Source organism: Lysinibacillus sp. GW821-FHT14F06, from assembly GCF_058803665.1.
Genome location: NZ_JBXAPF010000026.1, coordinates 1 through 20919, shown reverse-complemented (window position 1 = coordinate 20919; position 20919 = coordinate 1). Strand labels below are relative to the sequence as shown.

At 35.4% G+C, this 20919-nt stretch carries 21 protein-coding genes; 16 read left to right on the top strand and 5 right to left on the bottom strand.

Features of this window, described 5'->3' with window-relative positions; genetic code table 11:
- Positions 1-95 precede the first annotated feature (95 nt).
- The 6 genes from AC1RNS_RS19295 to AC1RNS_RS19270 all read left to right on the top strand — a co-directional run bounded on the left by AC1RNS_RS19295 (position 96) and on the right by AC1RNS_RS19270 (position 5669).
- Complete coding sequence (locus AC1RNS_RS19295; RefSeq protein ID WP_492995015.1) at positions 96-1148, top strand: YkvI family membrane protein; 1053 nt, start codon at positions 96-98, stop codon at positions 1146-1148.
- 479 nt (positions 1149-1627) lie between these two features.
- On the top strand, positions 1628-2578 hold the full coding sequence (locus AC1RNS_RS19290; protein WP_492995014.1) for an ABC transporter permease: 951 nt from the start codon (positions 1628-1630) through the stop codon (positions 2576-2578).
- The gene (locus AC1RNS_RS19285) at positions 2571-3524 is read left to right on the top strand and encodes an iron chelate uptake ABC transporter family permease subunit (RefSeq protein WP_492995012.1); all 954 of its coding nucleotides are present in this window, start codon (positions 2571-2573) and stop codon (positions 3522-3524) included. The genes AC1RNS_RS19290 and AC1RNS_RS19285 overlap by 8 nt, the downstream gene beginning before the upstream one ends.
- Complete coding sequence (locus AC1RNS_RS19280; RefSeq protein ID WP_427537744.1) at positions 3521-4282, top strand: iron ABC transporter ATP-binding protein; 762 nt, start codon at positions 3521-3523, stop codon at positions 4280-4282. Before AC1RNS_RS19285 ends, AC1RNS_RS19280 begins: the two co-directional genes overlap by 4 nt.
- A 63-nt stretch (positions 4283-4345) precedes the next feature.
- Positions 4346-5353, top strand: a complete 1008-nt coding sequence (locus AC1RNS_RS19275; RefSeq protein WP_492995011.1) for a siderophore ABC transporter substrate-binding protein — start codon at positions 4346-4348, stop codon at positions 5351-5353.
- 1 nt (position 5354) lies between these two features.
- Positions 5355-5669, top strand: a complete 315-nt coding sequence (locus AC1RNS_RS19270; RefSeq protein WP_492995009.1) for an antibiotic biosynthesis monooxygenase family protein — start codon at positions 5355-5357, stop codon at positions 5667-5669.
- A gap of 158 nt (positions 5670-5827) precedes the next feature.
- Here the strand turns inward: AC1RNS_RS19270 and AC1RNS_RS19265 are convergent, their stop codons facing one another.
- A complete protein-coding gene (locus AC1RNS_RS19265; protein ID WP_492995008.1) occupies positions 5828-6484 on the bottom strand; it encodes a hypothetical protein in 657 nt (218 codons plus the stop codon).
- Between the two features lie 145 nt (positions 6485-6629).
- Between AC1RNS_RS19265 and AC1RNS_RS19260 the strand changes: the two genes are divergently transcribed.
- The 7 genes from AC1RNS_RS19260 to AC1RNS_RS19230 all read left to right on the top strand — a co-directional run bounded on the left by AC1RNS_RS19260 (position 6630) and on the right by AC1RNS_RS19230 (position 13022).
- Complete coding sequence (locus AC1RNS_RS19260) at positions 6630-6779, top strand: hypothetical protein (RefSeq protein WP_492995007.1); 150 nt, start codon at positions 6630-6632, stop codon at positions 6777-6779.
- A 76-nt stretch (positions 6780-6855) separates the two neighbouring features.
- The gene (locus AC1RNS_RS19255; RefSeq protein WP_492995006.1) at positions 6856-7758 is read left to right on the top strand and encodes a polyprenyl synthetase family protein; all 903 of its coding nucleotides are present in this window, start codon (positions 6856-6858) and stop codon (positions 7756-7758) included.
- Positions 7759-7770: 12 nt separating this feature from the next.
- Positions 7771-7929 (top strand): competence pheromone ComX, encoded by a 159-nt coding sequence (gene comX / locus AC1RNS_RS19250; protein WP_492995004.1) that lies wholly within the window; start codon positions 7771-7773, stop codon positions 7927-7929.
- Entirely contained in the window at positions 7902-10223 is a 2322-nt protein-coding gene (locus tag AC1RNS_RS19245) for a sensor histidine kinase (protein ID WP_492995003.1), read from the top strand. Before comX ends, AC1RNS_RS19245 begins: the two co-directional genes overlap by 28 nt.
- Positions 10207-10821, top strand: a complete 615-nt coding sequence (locus AC1RNS_RS19240; protein WP_427537825.1) for a response regulator — start codon at positions 10207-10209, stop codon at positions 10819-10821. Before AC1RNS_RS19245 ends, AC1RNS_RS19240 begins: the two co-directional genes overlap by 17 nt.
- Before the next feature lie 438 nt (positions 10822-11259).
- Positions 11260-12159 carry a hypothetical protein gene (locus tag AC1RNS_RS19235; protein ID WP_492995002.1) on the top strand — a complete coding sequence of 300 codons (900 nt, stop codon included), beginning with the start codon at positions 11260-11262 and terminating at the stop codon, positions 12157-12159.
- Positions 12160-12413: 254 nt separating this feature from the next.
- Positions 12414-13022: a phosphatase PAP2 family protein gene (locus AC1RNS_RS19230; RefSeq protein ID WP_492995001.1), complete on the top strand. Its 609-nt coding sequence runs from the start codon at positions 12414-12416 to the stop codon at positions 13020-13022.
- A 63-nt stretch (positions 13023-13085) separates the two neighbouring features.
- On the opposite strand, the gene AC1RNS_RS19225 is transcribed toward AC1RNS_RS19230, so the two are convergent.
- Genes AC1RNS_RS19225 through thrC form a run of 3 tightly spaced genes read right to left on the bottom strand, consistent with a single transcriptional unit; the run spans position 13086 to position 15769 of the window.
- Entirely contained in the window at positions 13086-13772 is a 687-nt protein-coding gene (locus tag AC1RNS_RS19225) for a 2-hydroxy-3-keto-5-methylthiopentenyl-1-phosphate phosphatase (protein WP_492995000.1), read from the bottom strand.
- 54 nt (positions 13773-13826) lie between these two features.
- Positions 13827-14720 (bottom strand): homoserine kinase, encoded by an 894-nt coding sequence (gene thrB, locus AC1RNS_RS19220; protein ID WP_492994999.1) that lies wholly within the window; start codon positions 14718-14720, stop codon positions 13827-13829.
- Positions 14717-15769 carry a threonine synthase gene (thrC, locus tag AC1RNS_RS19215; RefSeq protein WP_492994998.1) on the bottom strand — a complete coding sequence of 351 codons (1053 nt, stop codon included), beginning with the start codon at positions 15767-15769 and terminating at the stop codon, positions 14717-14719. The genes thrB and thrC overlap by 4 nt, the downstream gene beginning before the upstream one ends.
- Positions 15770-15973: 204 nt before the next feature.
- On the opposite strand from thrC, the gene AC1RNS_RS19210 reads away from it, so the two are divergent.
- On the top strand, positions 15974-17203 hold the full coding sequence (locus AC1RNS_RS19210; RefSeq protein ID WP_492994996.1) for an MFS transporter: 1230 nt from the start codon (positions 15974-15976) through the stop codon (positions 17201-17203).
- A 407-nt stretch (positions 17204-17610) separates the two neighbouring features.
- The gene (locus AC1RNS_RS19205) at positions 17611-18474 is read left to right on the top strand and encodes a MurR/RpiR family transcriptional regulator (protein ID WP_492994994.1); all 864 of its coding nucleotides are present in this window, start codon (positions 17611-17613) and stop codon (positions 18472-18474) included.
- A gap of 100 nt (positions 18475-18574) precedes the next feature.
- Here the strand turns inward: AC1RNS_RS19205 and AC1RNS_RS19200 are convergent, their stop codons facing one another.
- On the bottom strand, positions 18575-19378 hold the full coding sequence (locus AC1RNS_RS19200; RefSeq protein WP_492994993.1) for a GNAT family N-acetyltransferase: 804 nt from the start codon (positions 19376-19378) through the stop codon (positions 18575-18577).
- Positions 19379-19791: 413 nt separating this feature from the next.
- Between AC1RNS_RS19200 and AC1RNS_RS19195 the strand changes: the two genes are divergently transcribed.
- Positions 19792-20718: a manganese-dependent inorganic pyrophosphatase gene (locus tag AC1RNS_RS19195; protein WP_492994992.1), complete on the top strand. Its 927-nt coding sequence runs from the start codon at positions 19792-19794 to the stop codon at positions 20716-20718.
- Positions 20719-20919: the final 201 nt, after the last annotated feature.

The following is a 20919-nucleotide window of genomic DNA, read 5'->3' as shown; positions in this document are numbered from 1 at the left end:
TGTAGGGCGATTCTTCCTCTAAAACCTATAGTCTTTTTTGTGATATGCATCTCTTGAATTAGTGATTTTAACATCATAAACGAGGAGAGGACTGTTTGAAGAAAAGCTTGCAAATCGGTGGTGCCTATGTAGGGATTATCGTCGGTGCAGGATTTGCGTCAGGGCAGGAAATCGTACTATATTTTACGAGCTACGGCTTTAAAGGAATTTACGGTGCATTTATTGCTACTTTTGGGTTTGCTTTAGTAGGTATGTGCATTGCCCAAATTAGCTCAAGATACCGTACATCATCACATAAGGATTTGATTTACCAAATATCAGGACAATCTATGGGCTTTGTGATGGATTATTTACTGTCACTCTTTCTATTTGGCGTAGCGGTTATCATGTTTGCTGGAGCGGGTGCCACATTCCACCAAATGTTTGGACTACCTGTTTGGCTAGGGAGCATTTGCATGATTGTTCTTACGATAGTAACAGTCATGATGAATGTGAAAAGCATCATCAATATCATTGCGATTGCTACCCCTTATCTGCTCATCATTGTATCCATAATAGCTGTCTATTCATTAGCCACGATGGATTTTACCTTTGTAGAACAAGCTGTTATTGCACAGCAGGCACAAATAAGTACTAAAAGCTGGTGGATGACAGCTTTACTCTATATGTCTTTTAATATTGGTGTTTGTTTTTCACTTTTAACAGTTATGTGTGGGGCTATTCGCAATGAAAAAGTTGCGGGTATGGGTGGCATTATAGGTGGGGTTTTGCTTGGAGCTTTAATATTGCTAATTAATCTTTCCCTTCTTGCTAAAATGAATGTCATAGTAGGATTGGACATACCGATGCTGGCATTGGCAAATGAAATTCATCCATTCGTTGGTCTTCTAATGTCCTTCTCTCTATTGGGAATGATTTATAATACTGCGGTAGGAATGTTCTATTCCTTCATGGTACGTTTTTTTAAACCTAATAAACCGAGCTTTAAGGTAGCGAGCGTCATTATTGGCATCTTGGGTTTTCTTGCAAGCCTTGCTGGATTTACGACACTTGTGGCAAAGCTATATGCTGTTATGGGATATGTAGGTTTTATGTTAGTAATTTTTATTATTTTTGCATGGCTAAAAAGAAATCAACGTATAGCTTAATTAAAAAGGTGATTGAGGAAAGATAAAGTATTTTATTCTCAATTACCTTTTCACTTTGTATAAGAAATTTGAAGAATAAGTGAAAGTTTTTAACTTCTTTCAGCAGAAGTCTCCCACCTCTATAGGCGGTGAGGTGAATGCAAATTTAAGCTACTTTTCAACGGGTGTCCAAACACCCGCTGAAATAAGTTAAAGCCTCCGGCGGATGTCACGGAATCGGAAAGGAGTACTTTGTGTAAGCACAAAGCCGATTCCGGACTCAATTATGCCGAGGCATAATTGATTTTGTGAAATAAAAGAAAATGTTGCTATTTTGTTATTTAAGCTCGTTTTTAAAGGATTCTAGTAAAAACGAGAACAATTCTCATTTATAGGTTGACTGAGAATGAAAACAGACTTATAATGAAAATCGTGAGTAATGATAATCATTTTCACTAGAGAATGGATTACGAGCTAAAATGAATCTACCGGGGATTACAATGAAAATAAGATATCTTTTAACAGCAACTGTAGTGTTGTCGATTGTGTCACTGTTTATTGGAGTAGTGAATATTAAACCGAGTGATCTATTAGACTTCCAATCAGAAGAAACTAGACTTTTTTTAATTAGTCGTGTACCAAGACTTGTAGCCATTTTACTGGCTGGAGCAGGTATGAGTATTGCTGGTTTAATTATGCAAAGCTTAAGTAGGAATAAGTTTGTGTCACCCACAACAGCAGGTACTTTAGATGCCACAAAGCTGGGTGTACTGATTTCGATGATGTTTTTTACGAATGTCACGTATTTTCAAAAAATTTCCTTCGCTTTCATATTTGCTTTAGCTGGCACACTACTATTTATGCAAATATTAAATCGAATAAAATTTAAAGATGCGATCTTTATACCGCTTATTGGCTTGATGTTTGGGAATATCCTTTCGTCAATTACGACATTCTTTGCGTATAAGGCGGATATTATACAAAACATTTCTGCATGGTTACAAGGAGATTTCTCATTAATGATGAAAGGTCGTTATGAACTTTTATACATAAGTGTACCCGTGCTGATTTTAGCTTACATTTATGCAAACCGTTTCACAGTGGCTGGTATGGGTGAGGATTTTGCTAAAAACCTCGGTCTCTCCTACAAATTCGTTGTGAATTTAGGTTTAGTGCTAGTAGCCCTTATTTCAACAACAGTAGTACTTACTGTTGGTGTGATTCCTTTCCTTGGGTTAATCATTCCAAATATCATTTCGCTGTTCAAGGGGGATAATCTTGCTAAAACATTGCCTCATACAGCTTTGCTAGGGATGTCGTTTTTACTATTATGCGACATTTTAGGGCGTGTGCTGATTTTCCCTTATGAAATTCCAATTAGTATGACAGTTGGTGTCATCGGAAGTGCGATTTTCCTAATTATGTTGTTTAGGGGGAGAGCATATGCGTAATCATACAAAGATGTTGATTTTGATTGGTCTTGCAGTAGCTTCTATCTTACTGTATGTATTTTATGAATTGAATGGAAACTATCATTATGCGTTCCCTCGACGCCTTATTAAAGTCGTAGCGATGACGTTAACTGGAATAGCTATTGCATATTCTACTGTGGTTTTCCAAACGATTACACATAACCGTATTTTAACGCCAAGTGTAATGGGACTTGATGCGTTATATATGATGGTCCAAACAATCATCTACTATTTCTTTGGTTCAATGTCGATATTTGTGATTAGCGCTCAATACAATTTTTTACTTGCTGTTTCAGCGATGGTTGTCTTTGCGCTAATTTTCTATCGAGTATTGTTCAAAGAGGGAAAGCGTCCAATTTATTTCTTACTGCTTGTTGGGATGATAGTAGGAACGTTTTTAGGAAGCGTTACAACGTTCTTCCAAGTATTAATTGATCCGAATGAATTTTTAAGCTTACAAAGTAAAATGTTTGCAAGCTTCAATAATGTGAATTCGGATTTAGTGTGGCTAGCAGCTATTGCAATTGTAGTTGCCTTTGTCTATGGCTGGCGTCATATGAGCCAATTAGACGTAATGTCTCTTGGGCGTGATACAGCTATTAACTTAGGAGTGCCATACGATAAGCTTGTACAGCGCATGCTTATACTGTCCTCGGTGTTAATTGCAGTATCTACTGCTCTTGTTGGACCCATTACATTCTTTGGTTTAATCGTAGCGAATTTATCTTATCAATTTTTCAAAACGTACAAGCACTCTGTGTTAATAGCGGGTTCTTGTGTAATGAGTATTGTTGCTTTAGTCGGTGGTCAGTGGATGGTCGAACGTATTTTCAACTTTGATACAACACTTAGCGTTATTATAAACTTTGTAGGTGGCGTGTACTTCATCTACTTATTATTGAAGGAAAGTAGGTCAGCAGGATGATCCAAGTAAAGGAACTCTCCAAGTTTTTTGGTAAGAAACCGGTCATTCAAGATGTCAGTGTCGACGTTGCACCAGGGAAAATTACTTCATTTATTGGACCAAATGGTGCAGGTAAATCAACATTACTTTCAATGGTAAGCCGTTTACTAAATGCAGATACTGGAGAAGTATTACTCGATAAATCAGATGTACGTCGTTGGAAATCAGATGACTTTGCGAAGCGTGTTTCTATTTTGAAGCAATCAAACTATATGAATGTACGTCTAACCATTCGTGAGCTTGTATCATTTGGCCGTTTCCCTTATTCAAAAGGGAATTTAAAGCCAGAAGATGAGCAAAAGGTAGATGAAGCTATTCAATATATGAATTTAGATGATATGCAACACAATTATTTGGATGAATTATCAGGTGGTCAACGCCAGCGTGCATTTATTGCTATGGTTATAGCTCAGGATACAGACTATATATTGCTTGATGAACCACTTAACAATTTAGATATGAAGCACTCTGTGCAAATCATGAAAATTTTACGAAAGCTAGTAGATGAGCTAGGTAAAACGGTTGTGATTGTATTGCATGATATTAACTTTGCATCGGTATATTCTGATCATATCGTAGCTTTAAAAAATGGACGTGTTGTGAAAGACGGACCAACCAATGACATCATCAACTCAGATGCTTTGAAGGAAATCTATGATATGGATATCCCTGTTCAGGAACAGAATGGCTGTCGTATATGCGTGTATTTTAACTCTTAGTAGTAATAGATGGTTCAACCATCATTAAACTATAAATTATAATTTTAAAGGAGCAATTTTACAATGAAGAATTGGAAATTACTTACTGTATTAATGGCGATGATGCTATTAGTATTAGCTGCTTGTAGTTCTAAGGAAGAAGCTAAAGAAGAAGATAAAGGTACGACAACTGATAAACCAGCTGAAGAACAAAAAGAAGAGGCTTCAGCTTACCCAATCACAATTCCAGGTAGCACAAGTGGAGAAAGTACATTTGAAGAAGTAACACTTAAAGAACAACCAAAAAACGTTGTAGTATTTGACTACGGTTTCCTTGATACTTTAGATGCTTTAGGAGTAGAAGTTGCAGGTCTTCCTCAACAATCAGTTCCTAGCTATTTAAGCAAATATACTGATACAACTTACGTAAACGTTGGTTCTTTAAAAGAGCCTGATTTTGAAGCGATTTCTTCAATGACTCCTGATATTATTTTCATTTCTGGTCGTCAAGCTTCAGCTTATGAGGAACTTTCTAAAATCGCACCTACAGTATTTGTTGGTGTAGATAACGCTAATTTTGTAGAATCATTCAAAACGACTACTGAATTAGCTGGTAAAATTTTCGGTAAAGAAAAAGAAGCTGCTGATGCATTTGCTGCATACCAAGCTAAAGTAGAAGAAGTAAAAGCAAAAACTGCTGCGTCAGAAGAGAAAGCTTTAATCGTTTTAGGTTCTGAAGGCTCATTATCTGCATATGGTTCTGGTTCACGCTTCGGTGTGATTCATGATGTATTTGGTGTAAAGGCTGCTGATGAAAATATTAAAGTTGATACTCACGGTGACAATGTAAGCTTTGAATATATTCGTGATACAAATCCAGATGTTTTATTTGTAGTTGACCGTGACGCTGCAGTAAACCCAGAAGGTGAGTCAGGTACAAAAGCTGCAATTGAAAATGAAATCGTTAGCGCTACTAACGCTGCGAAAAACAGCAAAATCTTCTACCTTGATCCACAAGTATGGTATTTATCAGGTGGTGGATTAACTTCTGAAACACAAAAAGTAGAAGATGTTTTAAAGGCGTTTAATTAATATGTTTGTACAAATTAAACGTATTATAGTGACGGAAGGAAATTCGGATAAGGTTGTGGGACGTTTTGGCGCTAAGCCAGACGGGCCATCATTGCTTGAGCAACAACCTGGCTTTGTTGATAAGCAAGTACTTGTTAAGAAAGTGCGCCGTGGTGATGAGGAAGTGCTAATTATGGTTCGTTGGGAATCAGAGGAAGCATGGAAAAATTGGGAGAAGAGTCCCGAGCATATTGCAGGTCACAAGGCAAGTGCAGGAAAGCCGAAGCCTGAATACGTTATTGAAAGCGGTCAAGAAGTTTACTATGTAAAAGATTAATATTTAAAGGTGCCTTCAAAGTAATTTGAGGCACCTTTTTTTTGATGTAGAAGAGGATAGGGAAGGCAACAAAATAAGATACCTTCCCATAGACTAATAAGAGAGCGAGGAATTTGCGGTTTTTTGATGAATCGTACAATCTAGCATTTAGATATAAGTTAATGTTTCATTGACGCTCTATTCCATGAATTAAAGGCCTTAGTAATATTAAAAGAAATACCACTATCATTAATGGAAACGCCAGTTAAATTGGCAGTAGGGTGATAGTGGGTCCAATTCGTTTCCTTCACTGTTGATAAATCCCCTGAAGAGGAGATATCGATCGCTAAATCAGTATTACTATGATAGATGGAGGAGCCCATTAAATTCTCCGCCTTTCCAATAATTGAAGTATTGGAGTCGTTACTAGTCATAGATGCACCTCTTGCATTAATAATGGTACAATGTGCAGTTGTATATAGAATTGGTGCATTAATATTCAGCCCAGAGGTAAACGGAATGACTAAAGGTGAAACGGACGAACCCTCTTCAAAAACTCTTATAATTCCGTAAGGTTCAATAAACATGTCCAACCTCTGTTGATAAGTATCTTCAAATCCAGGTATCTCCATAATGAAATTTGATAATGTAGTATTATTTTTATATTCTGCCAAGGTTTCCATATAAGCTTGTTGCTCGGCTCCAATAATAATCTGTTCAATGCTTTGTTGTTCATGTGAAGGTTTTTTGATGATAATTTCTTCTTCTAAGACAGAAATTGCGCAAGAAAAGGTAGCTGTAAGGATTAAAACATTTTCATTTACTTCATTTTTCATTTCAATCACTCCCAGTTTCGGAGAATCTTCGATAGATTTAAATTCTTCCTTTATTAAATATTGATCACTTAAAATTATATACCATATGCCCAAATGCTTAATCGTAGCTTAATTTAAGCGTAACATCAATAAGGACGCCATTTCAATGGTGAGTTTACGCCAAAAAGTGGCGGTCAATCATACAACACCGCCACTTTTTTTACTAATTCTTAACAAAAAAATGGCGTGGTGTCTACAAATACCGCCATTTTTTGGCGGTATTTACGTCAAAATAGTATATGGAAAGTATTACTAAAAAAATGAAGCATGTAGTATTATTTCCCATTAAAATGTATAATATTTAGTAATATAATTAAAGGAGGAAGGGACTATTGAAGGGTCTTGATGAACATATTAATGAATCATTGGACATTCTTTTAGAAAACGAGACTTTGATGGGCTATGATTTAAAATCGATGCTAAAAAGCTTTAAAGAAGAAAAAAGAACGGAAGGCTATTCATTTGGCAGACTCTGTGTTTTGCATTATGAGGCATTTACAGATTGTGTAGATGAGGACATTTATAAAGTAGCTGCAGCTATTGAACTTCTAATTTTGTCCTTCGATATTATAGATGACTTGCAAGATAAGGATTCAGACAATAGTTGGAGTAAAACACCTGAGTTATCATTAAATGTTGCTTTAGCTATGTTAGTTATGGCTTCTAAAATAATACGTGAAACCTCTTTTGAACACAAAAATAAGGCTAATCAAATCCTTGAGGAGTACGCATTAAGCAGTATTAACGGACAGCAGCTTGACTTACTCAACAGTTGTAGAGATGAGCAGTCATATATACAAATGATTGAACAAAAATCAGGCTCTTTAACAGCTCTGAGCTGCTTAATAGGGGAAGTGCTTGCGAAGGGCGAAATCTCTTCTCAGGTGAAGGAATATAGTAAATACATAGGCATCATTCAACAAATAAAAAATGATATCCAGGGTCTAAAAACTTGGGGGCCAAAAAATGATTTGCTAAATAAAAGATACTCATTGCCTATTATTTATCTTTTATCACAAAAAAATGATGTTTCAAAATCTGTAAAAAACTATTATAATGATGATATAGTTGCAGTTTTGGATAATAATGCTACAGAAAACGAGTTGACAAATGGTGGTGCGATACGTTATGCCATTACCATTAAAAATGTCTATAAGTTTAAAGCATTGAGTTATCTTGAAAATGTAGCTATAAACGAAGTAGGTAAAGATTACCTAAAAAAACTAATGAAATGAGGAGAGATTATTATGATGAACGTAATTCAGTATCTAGAACAAAACCCAGCCCTAGTTACACTATTGAAGGAACAAAAAGCCTCATTGATTGGAATTTCAACTATGGAACAAAAAGCAATACTTGATTCATTTGAAGAAGACTTATGCGTACAAAGTGGCCTTTGGAATTAAGTTTAATAAAACGTAAATGGTTTCTGCTTGCTGTAAGTGCTTACATAGGGCTAGGTTTTTACTTGCTCTATGTTACTTATAGCAAGCCTTATTTGGGTATAGATTTAAAAGAAGCTAATGAAAGTTGGATTGTTACTAATTCATACTATAAGCAATGGGGTAATGGGCAAAATATCTCAGTAGGAGATACTGTTTTAACTGTGGATGGCATACAAACCGAAGATGTACCAAATGTTAAGCATGATTTTATAATTAGAGCGGCAAGCTTATTAACCATTAAGAAACCTGATGGGCAAATAATAGAAATACCAATAAGCAATAAAGATATCCCTGATCAATTATATTATGTCCTAGTAATACCAGCCTGTTTTTATTTCTTAACTTTAATAATTGTTATTTATTTAGTTAAAAAGCAGAAGAATACATTTCTTTTAAGCTTACTTACATTATTTATGCTAACTGTTTCAATGGCTTATGTTAGCATAGGGTCATCAGGTAGTCTAAATAAGCTTGGGATTCTAGTTAACCGTGGAAGCATGTTGCTATGCCTAGTGTTATTACTACACTTTTTAAGAAATTATTATACATTTTTAAAAACAAACTGGTTGCTTTCTAATAATATTAAATTATTTTATTTACTACCCATAATAGCCATGGTTTTAGGATGTATCGGCATTATCTATCCATCTACTCATAATTTACTTTCTAATGTTGTATTAGCTATTTTCTTCATTTTCCTTATAACCATACTTAGTATATTATTGCTAAGCTATTTCAAATATAAATCACCTCAGTTGAAGATGTTGCTGAATAGTATTATGATTCCATTTCTGCCATTCCTATTTCTTTATGCATTCCCTAATATCTTATTTCATCAATACATTCTTTCAGCTGAAATTAGTGCTCTATTTTTATTATTAATTCCTTTTAGCTTTATCTTTACACAGCTAGCTGAACGATTATTTGATATTGAATATCATATTACAAGACTCCGGTATTATGTCATTTTTTCATTATTGTTTACTGTGTGGTTTACAGCTGGCCTATACTGGATTGCTGGTAAATACTTAACGATGTCTGTTATATCAGGTATTTCATTCTTTACCTTTGTATCTTTAGTTGTACTTTTTTACATAAAAGAAAAGGTTGATTATCGAAAACGAAAAATCTTATTTTCAACAAAAGGGGATTACATACATCAGCTATATACTGCGGTAGATCGAATTGGTAAAACTATTAAAATAGATGAGTTATTAGAGAAATTTGCGCAGGAGGTATCGCTACATCTTGAGCTGGAGCATGTATTTGTACTAACCTATGATTATGACAACCATCAATTTTCTTCAAAGGAAGAGGGGAGGCTTCCGTTTGATCCTATAGTAATAGAGGATTTGAAATTGGGGGAGATAAGAAAAATTGACAAAGTCTATATAGCCTTTCTCCATCAGGATGCTCATTGTAAAAGAGCCTTAGTATTAGGACATAACAATTTGATTCATTTAAAAGAAGAAGAACTTTTATGGCTTGAATTACTCCTGCTCTATGTAAATAATTTTATTGAAAATACAAAGATGGTGGAAGAACTGTTAGAGGAATTAAAGCATATGAAGCAAGCAGACGATAGTCATTTACCTTGGTTAAACAAACTACTATGGCTACGCTTTGAAGAAGAAAAATATCAATTAGCACAGGAGTTACATGATACCAATTTGCAAGAGCAGCTATATATTGCTCGAGAGGTTGATGTCCTTGTCAATGCAAAGGATACGACAGATATTCAGCAAAAACTTGCAAAGATTCATAAGCAGATGGTTGGTTCCTTGCATGATTTAAGAACTTATTGTGAAAATTTGAAGCCTCCATTACTCGATACTTTAGGATTAAATGCAGCTTTAGAGAAGCTGATTCGAAAAGTAACAGAGAGAGCTAATTTTATGTTACTATATACGATTGACCGCCTTTACCTAGAGGATGAACGCATGAATTTAATGATCTATCGACTCTTCCAAGAATTGCTCAATAATGCTTTAAAACATTCCTATGCGAGAACGGTTGAAATTCATCTTCAAGAGACAGACGATGGATTTGAAATTTTTTACAAAGATGATGGTGTAGGTTGCAATATTGATGATATTATTATTGCAGAGTCAATGGGAATTCGGGGTATGCAGGAGCGTGTAAAAGCCTTTAACGGGCATTTTTATATTGATTCGCAAATTAATGAAGGGATGTCGATTAGAATTACAGTAAAAGAAGGAAGTGACACACTTGATTACGATGCTCATAGTGGATGATCACCCTATTGTGTTAGAGGGAACAAAGAATTTATTTCAAGAAAACGAAGACATTATCGTTGATACAGAATGCGACGCAACAAATGTTATCCAGAGAATTAGAAATAACCCCCATGATATATATTTGATAGATATAAATATGCCATTAGAAAATGGAATAAACTTAGCTCGTAACATTAAAGCTATTCAGTCAAAGGCTTCAATTATTCTTTATACTGGTGATGATATTACGGATTATTATCCACTTATCTTAGAACGGAAAATAGAAGGAATTTTGGCGAAAACAGCATCCAAGGAACAAATATTACGGACTATACGAGCTATTGCAAATGGAGAAATCGTCTTACCTCAAAATTTCTTAGACTTTCTTGATAATAGATTTAAATTGCAAGATGCTAAACTTGATATTCATTTAAATGAAAAAGAAAAGAAGATTTTACGATTAATTGCCGAAGGACATACGAATAAGGCAATAGCGATTGAGCTAAATATCCCTCAGCGAACAACGGAAAGATATTTAACACAGTTGTTTTCTTTGCTAAACGTTGACTCACGTACAGAGGCTGTAAATCTTGCTGAAAGAATGAATTTACTTTAGTTCAATTATATGTTACACTAAAATGGTACTGGTATATATTTCAATAAAAAGGGAGACATTAGGTAGTTTTAAACTCCCATATATTAACTTAGGTAATATTTCCTTATAAATAATACCAAGTACCTATTTTTTTCTGTTGACACCGCCAAAAAGTGGCGGTGTTTTTTATATATACGCCAAATCACGCCGGAAATTTGAGTAAAGACCGCCATAAAATTGGCGTAAACCTAACGTTGAAATGGCGGTATAAGTACTGGTACGCTTAAGTTAATCGTGGTTAAGTAAATTTTGCTGCAGTAAGTAATGATAGATGAGAAAAATTAGTGAAAATAGGTAACCTTGCTATCTATAAATAAAGTAGAAATTGTAGATTTTTTAAAGTTACTAGCTAGTCAACGTACTTCACCATAAAACTTTATATAAAGGTAGGCGTGTATTTTGAAAGTAGAACTTGAAAATTTATTTTCTATAGATGAATCTAATCAAGATCAAGTCATTAAAGTTTATAATCGATATGGAATTTTTATCGGTGCGCCTGAAATTAGAAAAAGAAATTTAAAGGCATCTTTTAATCCTATTTTTACATTAAATGAAGAAGTGACATATGAACAGGTGGCTGCATTATATAAATCGTTAGAGCGCGAATTAGGAATTGTTTCTATTGGAGAACGTTTTTACTTTGATTTTTCAGATAGTGAATATGAGCAAGCACCATTGTTTACGTTAAATTCAACAGGTAATTCACCTGATATGTTTTTAGATGATAAAGGAACTTTATTTTCTATAAGTACCCATTGCCAGCATTGTGGGCTAATGGAGAAAGAGCAACTTTCACCAATTGTTATTGATACAACAGAAATGAAAGATCGCCATCTTGTACATGTGAGCGGATATTGGATAGCTTCACAGGAATTAGTAGCATTAATGAAGCTGGAGAACATTCAAGGTTATGAGCTTCTTGAGGTAATTCATCAAGGACCTGAGAAAGGTAAACAAAAGGCATTTCAAATTATACCAACACAAGTATTGCCTGAATGTAGTAATGAAAGAGTGAAATTATATTTTGCAACGGAGCAACCTCCATGTCGATGTGGGTTAAGTGGAGTTATTAATGGTCCAGATATATACAAGAATGAAGATTTGAAAGATCTGACGGGTGATATATTCTACTCGGCAGAATGGAGTCATGATGGCAGATATTTGTACCGAAAAACTTTGTTTAGTAGAAAGTTCAGAGAAATCATTATTAAAAATAATATTTCTCGTGAGGTAAGGGGCGAAAAGGATAAAAACTTTGGACCTAGGGATTGGTTATTTGACCCTGTACTATTAAAATAGCTATCTGAACAATGATATTAAGATGAGGAAGTGTTTATTTTGTTTAGAAAAATAATACCTATCATTGCAATCTTATTTATCGCTGCATTAGCATTTTCCAATTATTTTAATAAAACCGATAAAATAACATTAATTATGGCTCAAGAAAATGAAAGCAATTGTTCAGCGATTTAGACAAATGGATATTCACCTCTTACTAACTAAAATATGATATGATGTGAAAACATAGATAGCAGTTTGAGGAGAAGTCTGGTATGAAAATTTTTGCATATTCATTATCATTATTAACACTAATTATCTATTGTATGCTACAAGCTACTTTTCAAAGTAATTCAATTAAAAATTTTGATACAAAAATGGCAGAATTTATTTTCGGGAATCGTTTTATTGAATTTTTTCATTATATCGGCGAACCTGCATTTGTAGTTTCTGTAGCCCTTGTTTTAATTGTTTATTTAGCTTGGCAGGCAAAAAATTATCGAGGTATTTTATTTGTATTGTTAACGGTAGCTGGTGGTAATGTACTGAATCAAATTTTAAAAAAATGGGTACAACGACCACGTCCTGAAATCGAAGAGCAACTTACTTCTTTCAGTTTTCCATCTGGACATTCTATGACTGGAATTTTGTATTTATTCACAACAGCCTATATTTTAGCGGAAAATAATAGGAAAGGACGTAAAATATTGCTTTGGATTGGTGCAATTATTTTAACAGTTCTTATTGGTTTGTCTAGAGTTGCTGGGGCTCGTCATTTTGCATCTGATGTGTTAGCTGGCTGGAGCATGGGCTATACTTGGTTCATCATTTGTATGTTTTGGTATGAACGTCGAAAGCGATATTTTCAAAGAAATCAAAAATGATATGTAGGAAGGGAGCTAGCTTAATAAGCATAGCTCCCTTTGTTGTATAAAAAATTAAGAAGCTCATGATAAGGAAACAGCTTGTTCAACCTCAATAAGCAGTTTTACAGCATCTAAGCAATCGTGAAATGTTTCGAAAGGTTTATAGGGGAGATCAAGTTCTTTACAGCGTGTTATAAGATGATCTCTCGCAAGCACAAAATCTGCCTGTTTAGCAGCCTCAAAATCAGATAGGGAGTCTCCAATCACAATTTTAAAATGATCATTCTGTGTAACTTTACGCATGACGCTTGGCTTACAGCAGCCACACCCTTGTGTATTAAATTTAGAACACTCCTCATCACAACTGTTTGGAAAGACGAGCTTGATTTGCTGCCCCGAAAAATCAGCACGATTACAATATATGCCTGAAAATGGTCCGTACTTTTCTAAAAGTGGGTCTATGAAAAAATCAACACCGCCGCTAACGATATAAAACGGAATCTGCTTATCCTGTGCAAAGCTTACAAAATCCCCAAAGCCCTCACGTATAATGGCTGTATCTAATAAATAGTCAATCACAGCTTCTTTTTGGTTAGTAGACAATAGCTCGAACATTGCTGAAACACCTTCTTTAAAGGATATGGTTTGTTCCATCATTGCTTTTGCGATTTTCTCAGAAGCCTCTGGTACGAATTGAGTCATAAGTGAGACAATATTATCAGTTTCTGTTATAGTGCCATCGAAATCACAGAAAATAATTGGTTTCAAGCTACTTCCTCCTTCAAGAAAAAACGTCTACTTTTTCAGTAGACGTTTAATACATTACTTTACTTGTATACCATGTTCATCGGCTTTTGTTAAGATAATTTGATGTTCTGGGAATTGATTTTTCATAGCCTTTACAAAATCGTCAGCTATTGTGGATGGAATAATAGAAATTAGCGTTGGTCCTGCACCACTTAATGCTGTTCCAAATGCACCATTCTTCTTCGCAGCTTCATGAATTTCTGTATAGTTTGGAATTAATTTTGCCCGGAATGGCTCATGGAATAAGTCAGCTTCCATATAGCGACCCGCTCGCTCGAAATCACGTGCCATTAATGCAGCTGCTAACATATTAGCATTTGCTGAAGCCTGCACTGCATATGTACGATCAAATTGCTCTGGTAACACAGAACGGGATTCACTTGTTTTTAGTTCAACATCAGGTACAAAAACAACAAAGGCTGCGTCAATATCATTGACATGGAATGTATCAACAACGCCATTCTCATCCATTGAAGAAATGGTTAAGCCTCCTAATACTGAGGCTGTTGCATTATCTGGGTGTCCTTCGATTTGTGAGGATAAATTAAGTTTATCCTGTACAGATAAGCCTAACTCACAGACCTGATTAGCCAACTCGATGCCAGCCACAATAACAGCTGCGCTACTTCCTAAACCACGGGCTAATGGAAGCTCACTTGCCATCTCTACACGACATGCAGGGAGCTGTTTCCCGAATTGATCAGCAATTTTTTTGGCAATCACGTATAGTAAATGCTCTTCTAGCTCAAACTCTTTAGGACCATTATCATCGAGGTGGATAATTTCCCAGTTTTCTTGAACAGAAACAGTTAGTTTTAAGTAAAGGGACAAGCCAAGTCCTATTGAATCAAAGCCAGGGCCTAGATTGGCTGTGCTCCCAGGAACTGAGATTTGCCACATTTTACTCATAGTACGCCCTCAATGTATTGGCGAATTTCTTCTTCATTATTTTTAAGAGAAACAACCTCTACTGTTGAAACGTTCATGGCAGTATCGGGATCTTTTAGTCCATTACCTGTAAATATTGTAACTACTTTTGAGCCTTTAGCGATTTTGCCATTTTTAACGGATTTAATAACACCAGCTAATGATGCAGCAGAACCAGGTTCTACGAAAATGCCTTCTGTACCAGCAATTAATTTATAGGCTGCAACGATTTCTTCGTCTGTTACGGAATCAATAATGCCCCCAGACTCATCCCGAGCTGCCTCTGCTAATTTCCAACTAGCAGGATTTCCAATACGAATTGCTGTTGCCACAGTTTCTGGTTCAGCAATTGGTTCTCCTTTTACAATGGCAGCTGCACCTTCAGCTTCAAAGCCATACATCTTTGGAAGGCCACAGCTTTTTGCAGCGTTGTATTCTTTAAAGCCTTTCCAGTATGCAGTAATGTTGCCTGCATTACCAACAGGGATGCATAGATAATCTGGTGCTGCTCCTAAAGCATCTACGATTTCAAATGAGGCTGTTTTTTGCCCTTCAATCCGATATGGATTTACTGAGTTTACAAGAGCTACAGGAGTAGTTTCACTTACTTGACGAACAATGTTTAAGGCATCGTCAAAGTTTCCGTCGATTTCGATAATCTTTGCACCATACATTGTTGCTTGTGCCAGCTTACCTAGAGCTACTTTGCCCTTAGGAATAACTACAATTGACTGGATTCCAGCGCGCGTTGCATAAGCAGCAGCTGCGGCTGAAGTATTACCTGTAGACGCACAAATTACGCATTTGCTTCCATCCTCAATTGCTTTTGCAACGGCAAATACCATACCTCTATCTTTAAATGAGCCTGTTGGATTTGCCCCTTCGATTTTTCCATAAAGCTCAATCCCAAGTTCTTTGGATAGATTCACCAAATGTATAAGAGGTGTATTACCTTCATTTAAAGTTAGGGCAGGTGTATTTTCTGTTACGGGTAAAAATTGTTTATATTCTTCAATTAGGCCTTTCCACATAACGTTTACGATCTCCTTTTGTTCTTATAGAAAGAACAGTTGTTTTTATATAAAAGACATTTTAACGCAAATCGTACTATATTTTCAATAGCAATTCTGAAATTGTCGAAACAATTCGGTAATTTGAATAGTGCTTGTCACTTTCTTGAAACAACTGTATAGTATACACATAATGTAAAGTCAAGTGTAAAGACAGGTGGTTAAATGACAACAAATACGGTTACAACAAATAAGTCACAACAATCTATTTCACGTAACAAGCTATTAGGTGTAGCGGGTGTTGGATGGCTTTTCGATGCAATGGATGTAGGAATTTTATCGTTCGTCATTGCAGCCCTAGCTGCTGATTGGGGGCTAGAGCCAAATCAATCAGGTTGGATAGGTAGCATTAATTCTATTGGGATGGCTGTAGGGGCACTCGTTTTCGGTATATTTGCTGATAAAGTAGGAAGGAAACAAATTTTTATGTGGACATTGGTTTTGTTTTCGATTGCAAGTGGTCTGTCCGCGTTTACAACTACTTTATTTGCATTTATGGCCTTGCGCTTTTTAGTAGGTATGGGGCTAGGAGGAGAGCTTCCTGTTGCCTCAACATTAGTTTCGGAGAGTGTTGAAGCTAAGGAAAGAGGAAGAGTAGTTGTTTTACTAGAAAGCTTCTGGGCAGCAGGGTGGTTAATTGCAGCACTGATTTCGTATTTTGTTATTCCTACATGGGGCTGGCGTGCTGCTTTGTTGTTAACAGCGCTTCCAGCAGTATATGCAATTTATCTTCGCTGGCATTTACCAGATTCACCTCAATTTACTGTAAAAGCAGAATCGAAGACACGTAGTATAAGACAAAATATTGTGGATGTATGGTCGAAGAAATATGCGCGTTCTACTTTTATGCTATGGGTGCTATGGTTCACGGTAGTATTCTCCTATTACGGAATGTTTTTATGGCTTCCTAGTGTTATGGTTGGTAAAGGCTTCGATATGATCTCAAGCTTTAAATATGTGCTAATTATGACACTTGCTCAGCTACCAGGCTATTTTACTGCAGCATGGTTTATAGATAGATTTGGTCGGAAATTTGTACTCGTTTCCTATTTAATTGGAACGGCTGTAAGTGCTTTCATTTTTGGGAATGCTGAGACGCTAGCGGCCTTGTTAACGTCTGGGATGTTTTTGTCGTTCTTTAATTTAGGAGCATGGGGTGCTCTTTATGCTTATACTCCTGAGCAGTATCCGGCTGTGATTCGTGGTACAGGTGCAGGGATGGCGGCAGCTGTTGGGCGTATAGGCGGTATTTTTGGTCCCTTGCTAGTGGGTTCATTTTTAAAAGCAGGATATGATATTGGCTTTATTTTTACGATTTTCTGTGGAGCGATCATTATTGGTGTTCTCGGAGTGCTATTTTTAGGAAAAGAAACTAAGCAAATCGAATTAGACTAAAAAATTAGGAATGTCTTGGATTAATAATAGTCCAAGACATTTATTTTTTGGTCAAGAAGGTGCTATCTTGCAACGAAAAGCTATTAATTATTGCTCTCTTAATACATAAAAATTAGTTTTTATTAATTTTTATACAATTATTTTCTTGAATCTGTTAAAATAACAAATCAATAGAAAATTCCATCCAATAAATTAAGTTGATAAAGATACTGGGGTTAGTGAAAATATAACGAATTTATGTCAATTTATTGCGAACTGTTGTATTAGCAAGCTGAAGCGCTAAAGATTTTTCTGAAAAGTCATTGTATTCAAATTGTAATCGTGATACTGTATTTTTAATCGAATTTAGAGTCAGTAGTAAACAATCTCCATTCGTGATAATTTCATTGAAAGAAAGGTTGTTAGGGATGAGCATTAATGAAGAAATAAAAAGAAGGTTTGTAAGGCTATCAAAGGGACAACGTAAAGTTGCACAATTTGTTATGAACAACCCCACAGCTGTAATTGGTAACGGAGCGGCTGAAGTCGGGAGGCAGGCAAATGTTAGTGAATCGACTGTTATCCGTTTTTGTTATGCGATGGATTTATCGGGTTATGTAGAGCTTCAGGAAGAAATTAGAGGTTATTTAATGTCTCAAAATGGGACGACTCTTCAACCTACATATACTTCAAATAAGCAACAAAACACAAGCTTTGGTAAAGTTATGCAACGTGATAGTCAAAATATTCAAGATACCATCCATCTTATTAATGATAGTATGTTGCAGAAAAGTTCAAAATGGATGCATAAGGCTGATAATATTTATATTTTAGGTACTCGACAAGCTGCATCTATTGCAAACTGGCTATCATACACACTAAGAACTTTACGTTCTAACGTTAAGCAGCTTCGTTCGGATTCTGATGATATTGTTCAACAAATTAACAGTATGGGAGAGCATACAACGTTAATCGTTTTCTCATGTGATAAGCATACAAATGATATAAAAACTATCGTTGAAATTGCAAAAATGAAGAAGGTAAAAATTATTGCTATTACTGGATCTGCGTTGTCGCCTGTTCGTGATTATGCAAGTGCAATATTTGCGCTTGGAATGAAGAACCAAACGTCTTTGGATATTGTCCCCGTTTTATTTTCGTTTTTACATGCATTAATTGAGGAAATGATCAACCAAGATAAAGTGCAATATGAGAAATATCAGCAATCCTATGAACAAGTAGAAAATAATTTATTATTCTTAGATGCTGCAAGAGAAAAGCAGGTTTTCTAAGGCATTACAACGCGTAGATACGTTAGTGATCTATGCGTTTTTTTGAGGGAGAAGATAAAAAAAGATGCCCAAATAAGTTTTAGACACCTTGAAAAGAAGCTTATAAAATTTTACTTAAGCTGTATTCGTTCATGTAGCGACCATCTAACTTAATGGCGTTTTTTCGAATACCCTCTTGCTGATAACCTAATTTTCTGAATAAATTTAAGGCAATATCATTATGCTCCATAACGCACAATTCTAAGCGTGAAATTTCTCGCTGTTTAGACCATTTCTCAACTGCCTCCATAAGTGCCAAACCAATTCCTTTTCCTTGAAACTCTTCCTTAACAGCTAGATGAATAGATGCAACGTGTTTATTTTTTGAATGCTTGTAGCCATGGATAACTACATAACCAGCAAAATTCCCATTTAATACACAAAGTAAAATTGTTCTGTTTCTTAGTTGCTTCCAGTAGGTTAAATTTTTACGAAGCTGTTGTACAGTTAAATCCAACTCATCTTGAATGTTATACATAAAGTCAGTTTGTTCGAAAATCTCTTCCTGTAAATGTATAAATGATCTAGCATCGGAGGCTTCGATTGCTCGGATTATGTATGCAGATGGGATGTCGTCATCTTTAGAGATATTATTCGATGCAGCCTTCATTTGTGTACGCGAGAAAGTTACACTAGTTCCAAGTTTAATATCAATAACGTAGTAACCTGCATTTGTCCATGACAAATAATGTGTAAGAGGAGGTTTTGTTTTTTTCCACCAGCTTTTATTCAGGTAAGCTGCATTTGGTAAGGCTTGTCCCATAATATTTTCTAGTTCGCTAAAGGATAAAGTAATCTCTTGTTGTAAAGCTACTTCAAAATAATTTGCTAAAGGAATATACTTTTTTTCCATCTTCTTTGTCATTGTAATCCCCATTTCCTGTATATCCTAAAATATAGACTATCTGATAATATCATAAACTTATGTTTTCTTAAACATAAAAACGCAACTATATATCTATTTATTGCAATTATTTTTAATGAATTATTTATTATTAATATTAAATGTTAAAAATAGGATGGTAAAAAAAGATAATAATATAGTTGTTGATGATAATATTTACCTTATAGCTACACATATTTATCTTTTTTGACCAATGGGAAAAGTATGATATTCGATGTATTGAAGTTATTTTAGTATACGAAAAATATCATATGGATTTTTAATACAAATATATTGCAAGCACTGATAGACAAAGTTTTACTTTCTATCACGATAGTTCATAGGGTATGATAAAATAAAATAAATGTTATTGCTATTTAGGAGGAGTAATTTTAATGAGTAAAGTTTTAGTTTTTGGTCATAAAAATCCAGATACAGACACAATTACATCTGCTATTGTCTATGCATACTTAAAGCAACAACTAGGGGTAGATGCTGAAGCGGTACGTCTAGGAGAAGTAAATAACGAAACACAGTTTGCTTTAGATAAATTTGGCTTTGGGGCACCGCGTTCCATCTCAACAGTAGTAGGAGAGGCAGAACAAGTAATTCTTGTAGACCACAATGAATTCCAACAATCTGCTGATGGCATTGAAGAAGTACAAATTACAGAGGTTATCGATCATCACCGTATTGCAAACTTCCAAACAGCTGATCCTTTATACTACCGTGCTGAACCTGTTGGCTGTACTGCTACAATTTTAAACAAAATCTTCAAGGAGAACAGTGTTGAAATACCTTCAAATATTGCGGGATTAATGCTTTCTGCTATTATTTCAGACACATTATTATTCAAATCACCTACTTGCACAGAGCAAGATATAAAAGCTGGTGATGAATTAGCAGCGATTGCAGGAGTTGACATCGCGGAGTACGGGTTAGCAATGTTGAAGGCAGGCGCTGACCTTTCAGATAAATCATTAGAGGATCTTTTATCATTAGATGCAAAAGAGTTCCAGTTTGGGGAATATAAATCTGTAGTTGCTCAGGTAAACGCTGTTGATATTAATGACGTGCTTGGACGCCAAGAGGAATTAGAAATTTTATTAAATAAAAATGTTGCAGAAAATGGATTAGATTTATTCTTCTTTGTTGTGACAGATATTTTAAATAATGATTCAACGGCTGTTGCAATTGGACAAGTAGCAGAGGCTGCAGCAAAAGGTTTTGGAGCAGAGCTAGTTAATAATCGTGTTATTTTACCAGGTGTAGTATCTCGTAAAAAACAAATTGTACCAGTTTTAACGGATGCATTGAAATAAATAGAGAAAAAAGGCTGTCTTAAAAAAAGACAGCCTCTTCATGTTGTTGAAATACTATTATGTCCATGAAATCAAGGTGACAAATTAAAAAGTATAGCCCTTTTTCAAAACGAGGGGTTGATCACCGTTCCGACTGAGTGCTTTGCCGCTGACGCTTCGCTTTCGCGCAGAGCAGAGCTTCCTGGGGGCGTCCGATGAGCC

What these genes read in the sequence shown, in the direction of transcription:
- thrC (WP_492994998.1), bottom strand. Translation starts at nt 15,769, where the DNA reads ATGTGGAAAGGCCTAATTGAAGAATATAAACAATTTTTACCCGTAACA.
- AC1RNS_RS19240 (WP_427537825.1), top strand. Translation starts at nt 10,207, where the DNA reads ATGCTCATAGTGGATGATCACCCTATTGTGTTAGAGGGAACAAAGAAT.
- AC1RNS_RS19230 (WP_492995001.1), top strand. Translation starts at nt 12,414, where the DNA reads ATGAAAATTTTTGCATATTCATTATCATTATTAACACTAATTATCTAT.
- AC1RNS_RS19195 (WP_492994992.1), top strand. Translation starts at nt 19,792, where the DNA reads ATGAGTAAAGTTTTAGTTTTTGGTCATAAAAATCCAGATACAGACACA.
- AC1RNS_RS19275 (WP_492995011.1), top strand. Translation starts at nt 4,346, where the DNA reads ATGAAGAATTGGAAATTACTTACTGTATTAATGGCGATGATGCTATTA.
- AC1RNS_RS19290 (WP_492995014.1), top strand. Translation starts at nt 1,628, where the DNA reads ATGAAAATAAGATATCTTTTAACAGCAACTGTAGTGTTGTCGATTGTG.
- AC1RNS_RS19200 (WP_492994993.1), bottom strand. Translation starts at nt 19,378, where the DNA reads ATGACAAAGAAGATGGAAAAAAAGTATATTCCTTTAGCAAATTATTTT.
- AC1RNS_RS19270 (WP_492995009.1), top strand. Translation starts at nt 5,355, where the DNA reads ATGTTTGTACAAATTAAACGTATTATAGTGACGGAAGGAAATTCGGAT.
- AC1RNS_RS19265 (WP_492995008.1), bottom strand. Translation starts at nt 6,484, where the DNA reads ATGAAAAATGAAGTAAATGAAAATGTTTTAATCCTTACAGCTACCTTT.
- AC1RNS_RS19280 (WP_427537744.1), top strand. Translation starts at nt 3,521, where the DNA reads ATGATCCAAGTAAAGGAACTCTCCAAGTTTTTTGGTAAGAAACCGGTC.
- comX (WP_492995004.1), top strand. Translation starts at nt 7,771, where the DNA reads ATGATGAACGTAATTCAGTATCTAGAACAAAACCCAGCCCTAGTTACA.
- AC1RNS_RS19210 (WP_492994996.1), top strand. Translation starts at nt 15,974, where the DNA reads ATGACAACAAATACGGTTACAACAAATAAGTCACAACAATCTATTTCA.
- thrB (WP_492994999.1), bottom strand. Translation starts at nt 14,720, where the DNA reads ATGAGTAAAATGTGGCAAATCTCAGTTCCTGGGAGCACAGCCAATCTA.
- AC1RNS_RS19205 (WP_492994994.1), top strand. Translation starts at nt 17,611, where the DNA reads ATGAGCATTAATGAAGAAATAAAAAGAAGGTTTGTAAGGCTATCAAAG.
- AC1RNS_RS19285 (WP_492995012.1), top strand. Translation starts at nt 2,571, where the DNA reads ATGCGTAATCATACAAAGATGTTGATTTTGATTGGTCTTGCAGTAGCT.
- AC1RNS_RS19245 (WP_492995003.1), top strand. Translation starts at nt 7,902, where the DNA reads ATGCGTACAAAGTGGCCTTTGGAATTAAGTTTAATAAAACGTAAATGG.
- AC1RNS_RS19260 (WP_492995007.1), top strand. Translation starts at nt 6,630, where the DNA reads ATGGTGAGTTTACGCCAAAAAGTGGCGGTCAATCATACAACACCGCCA.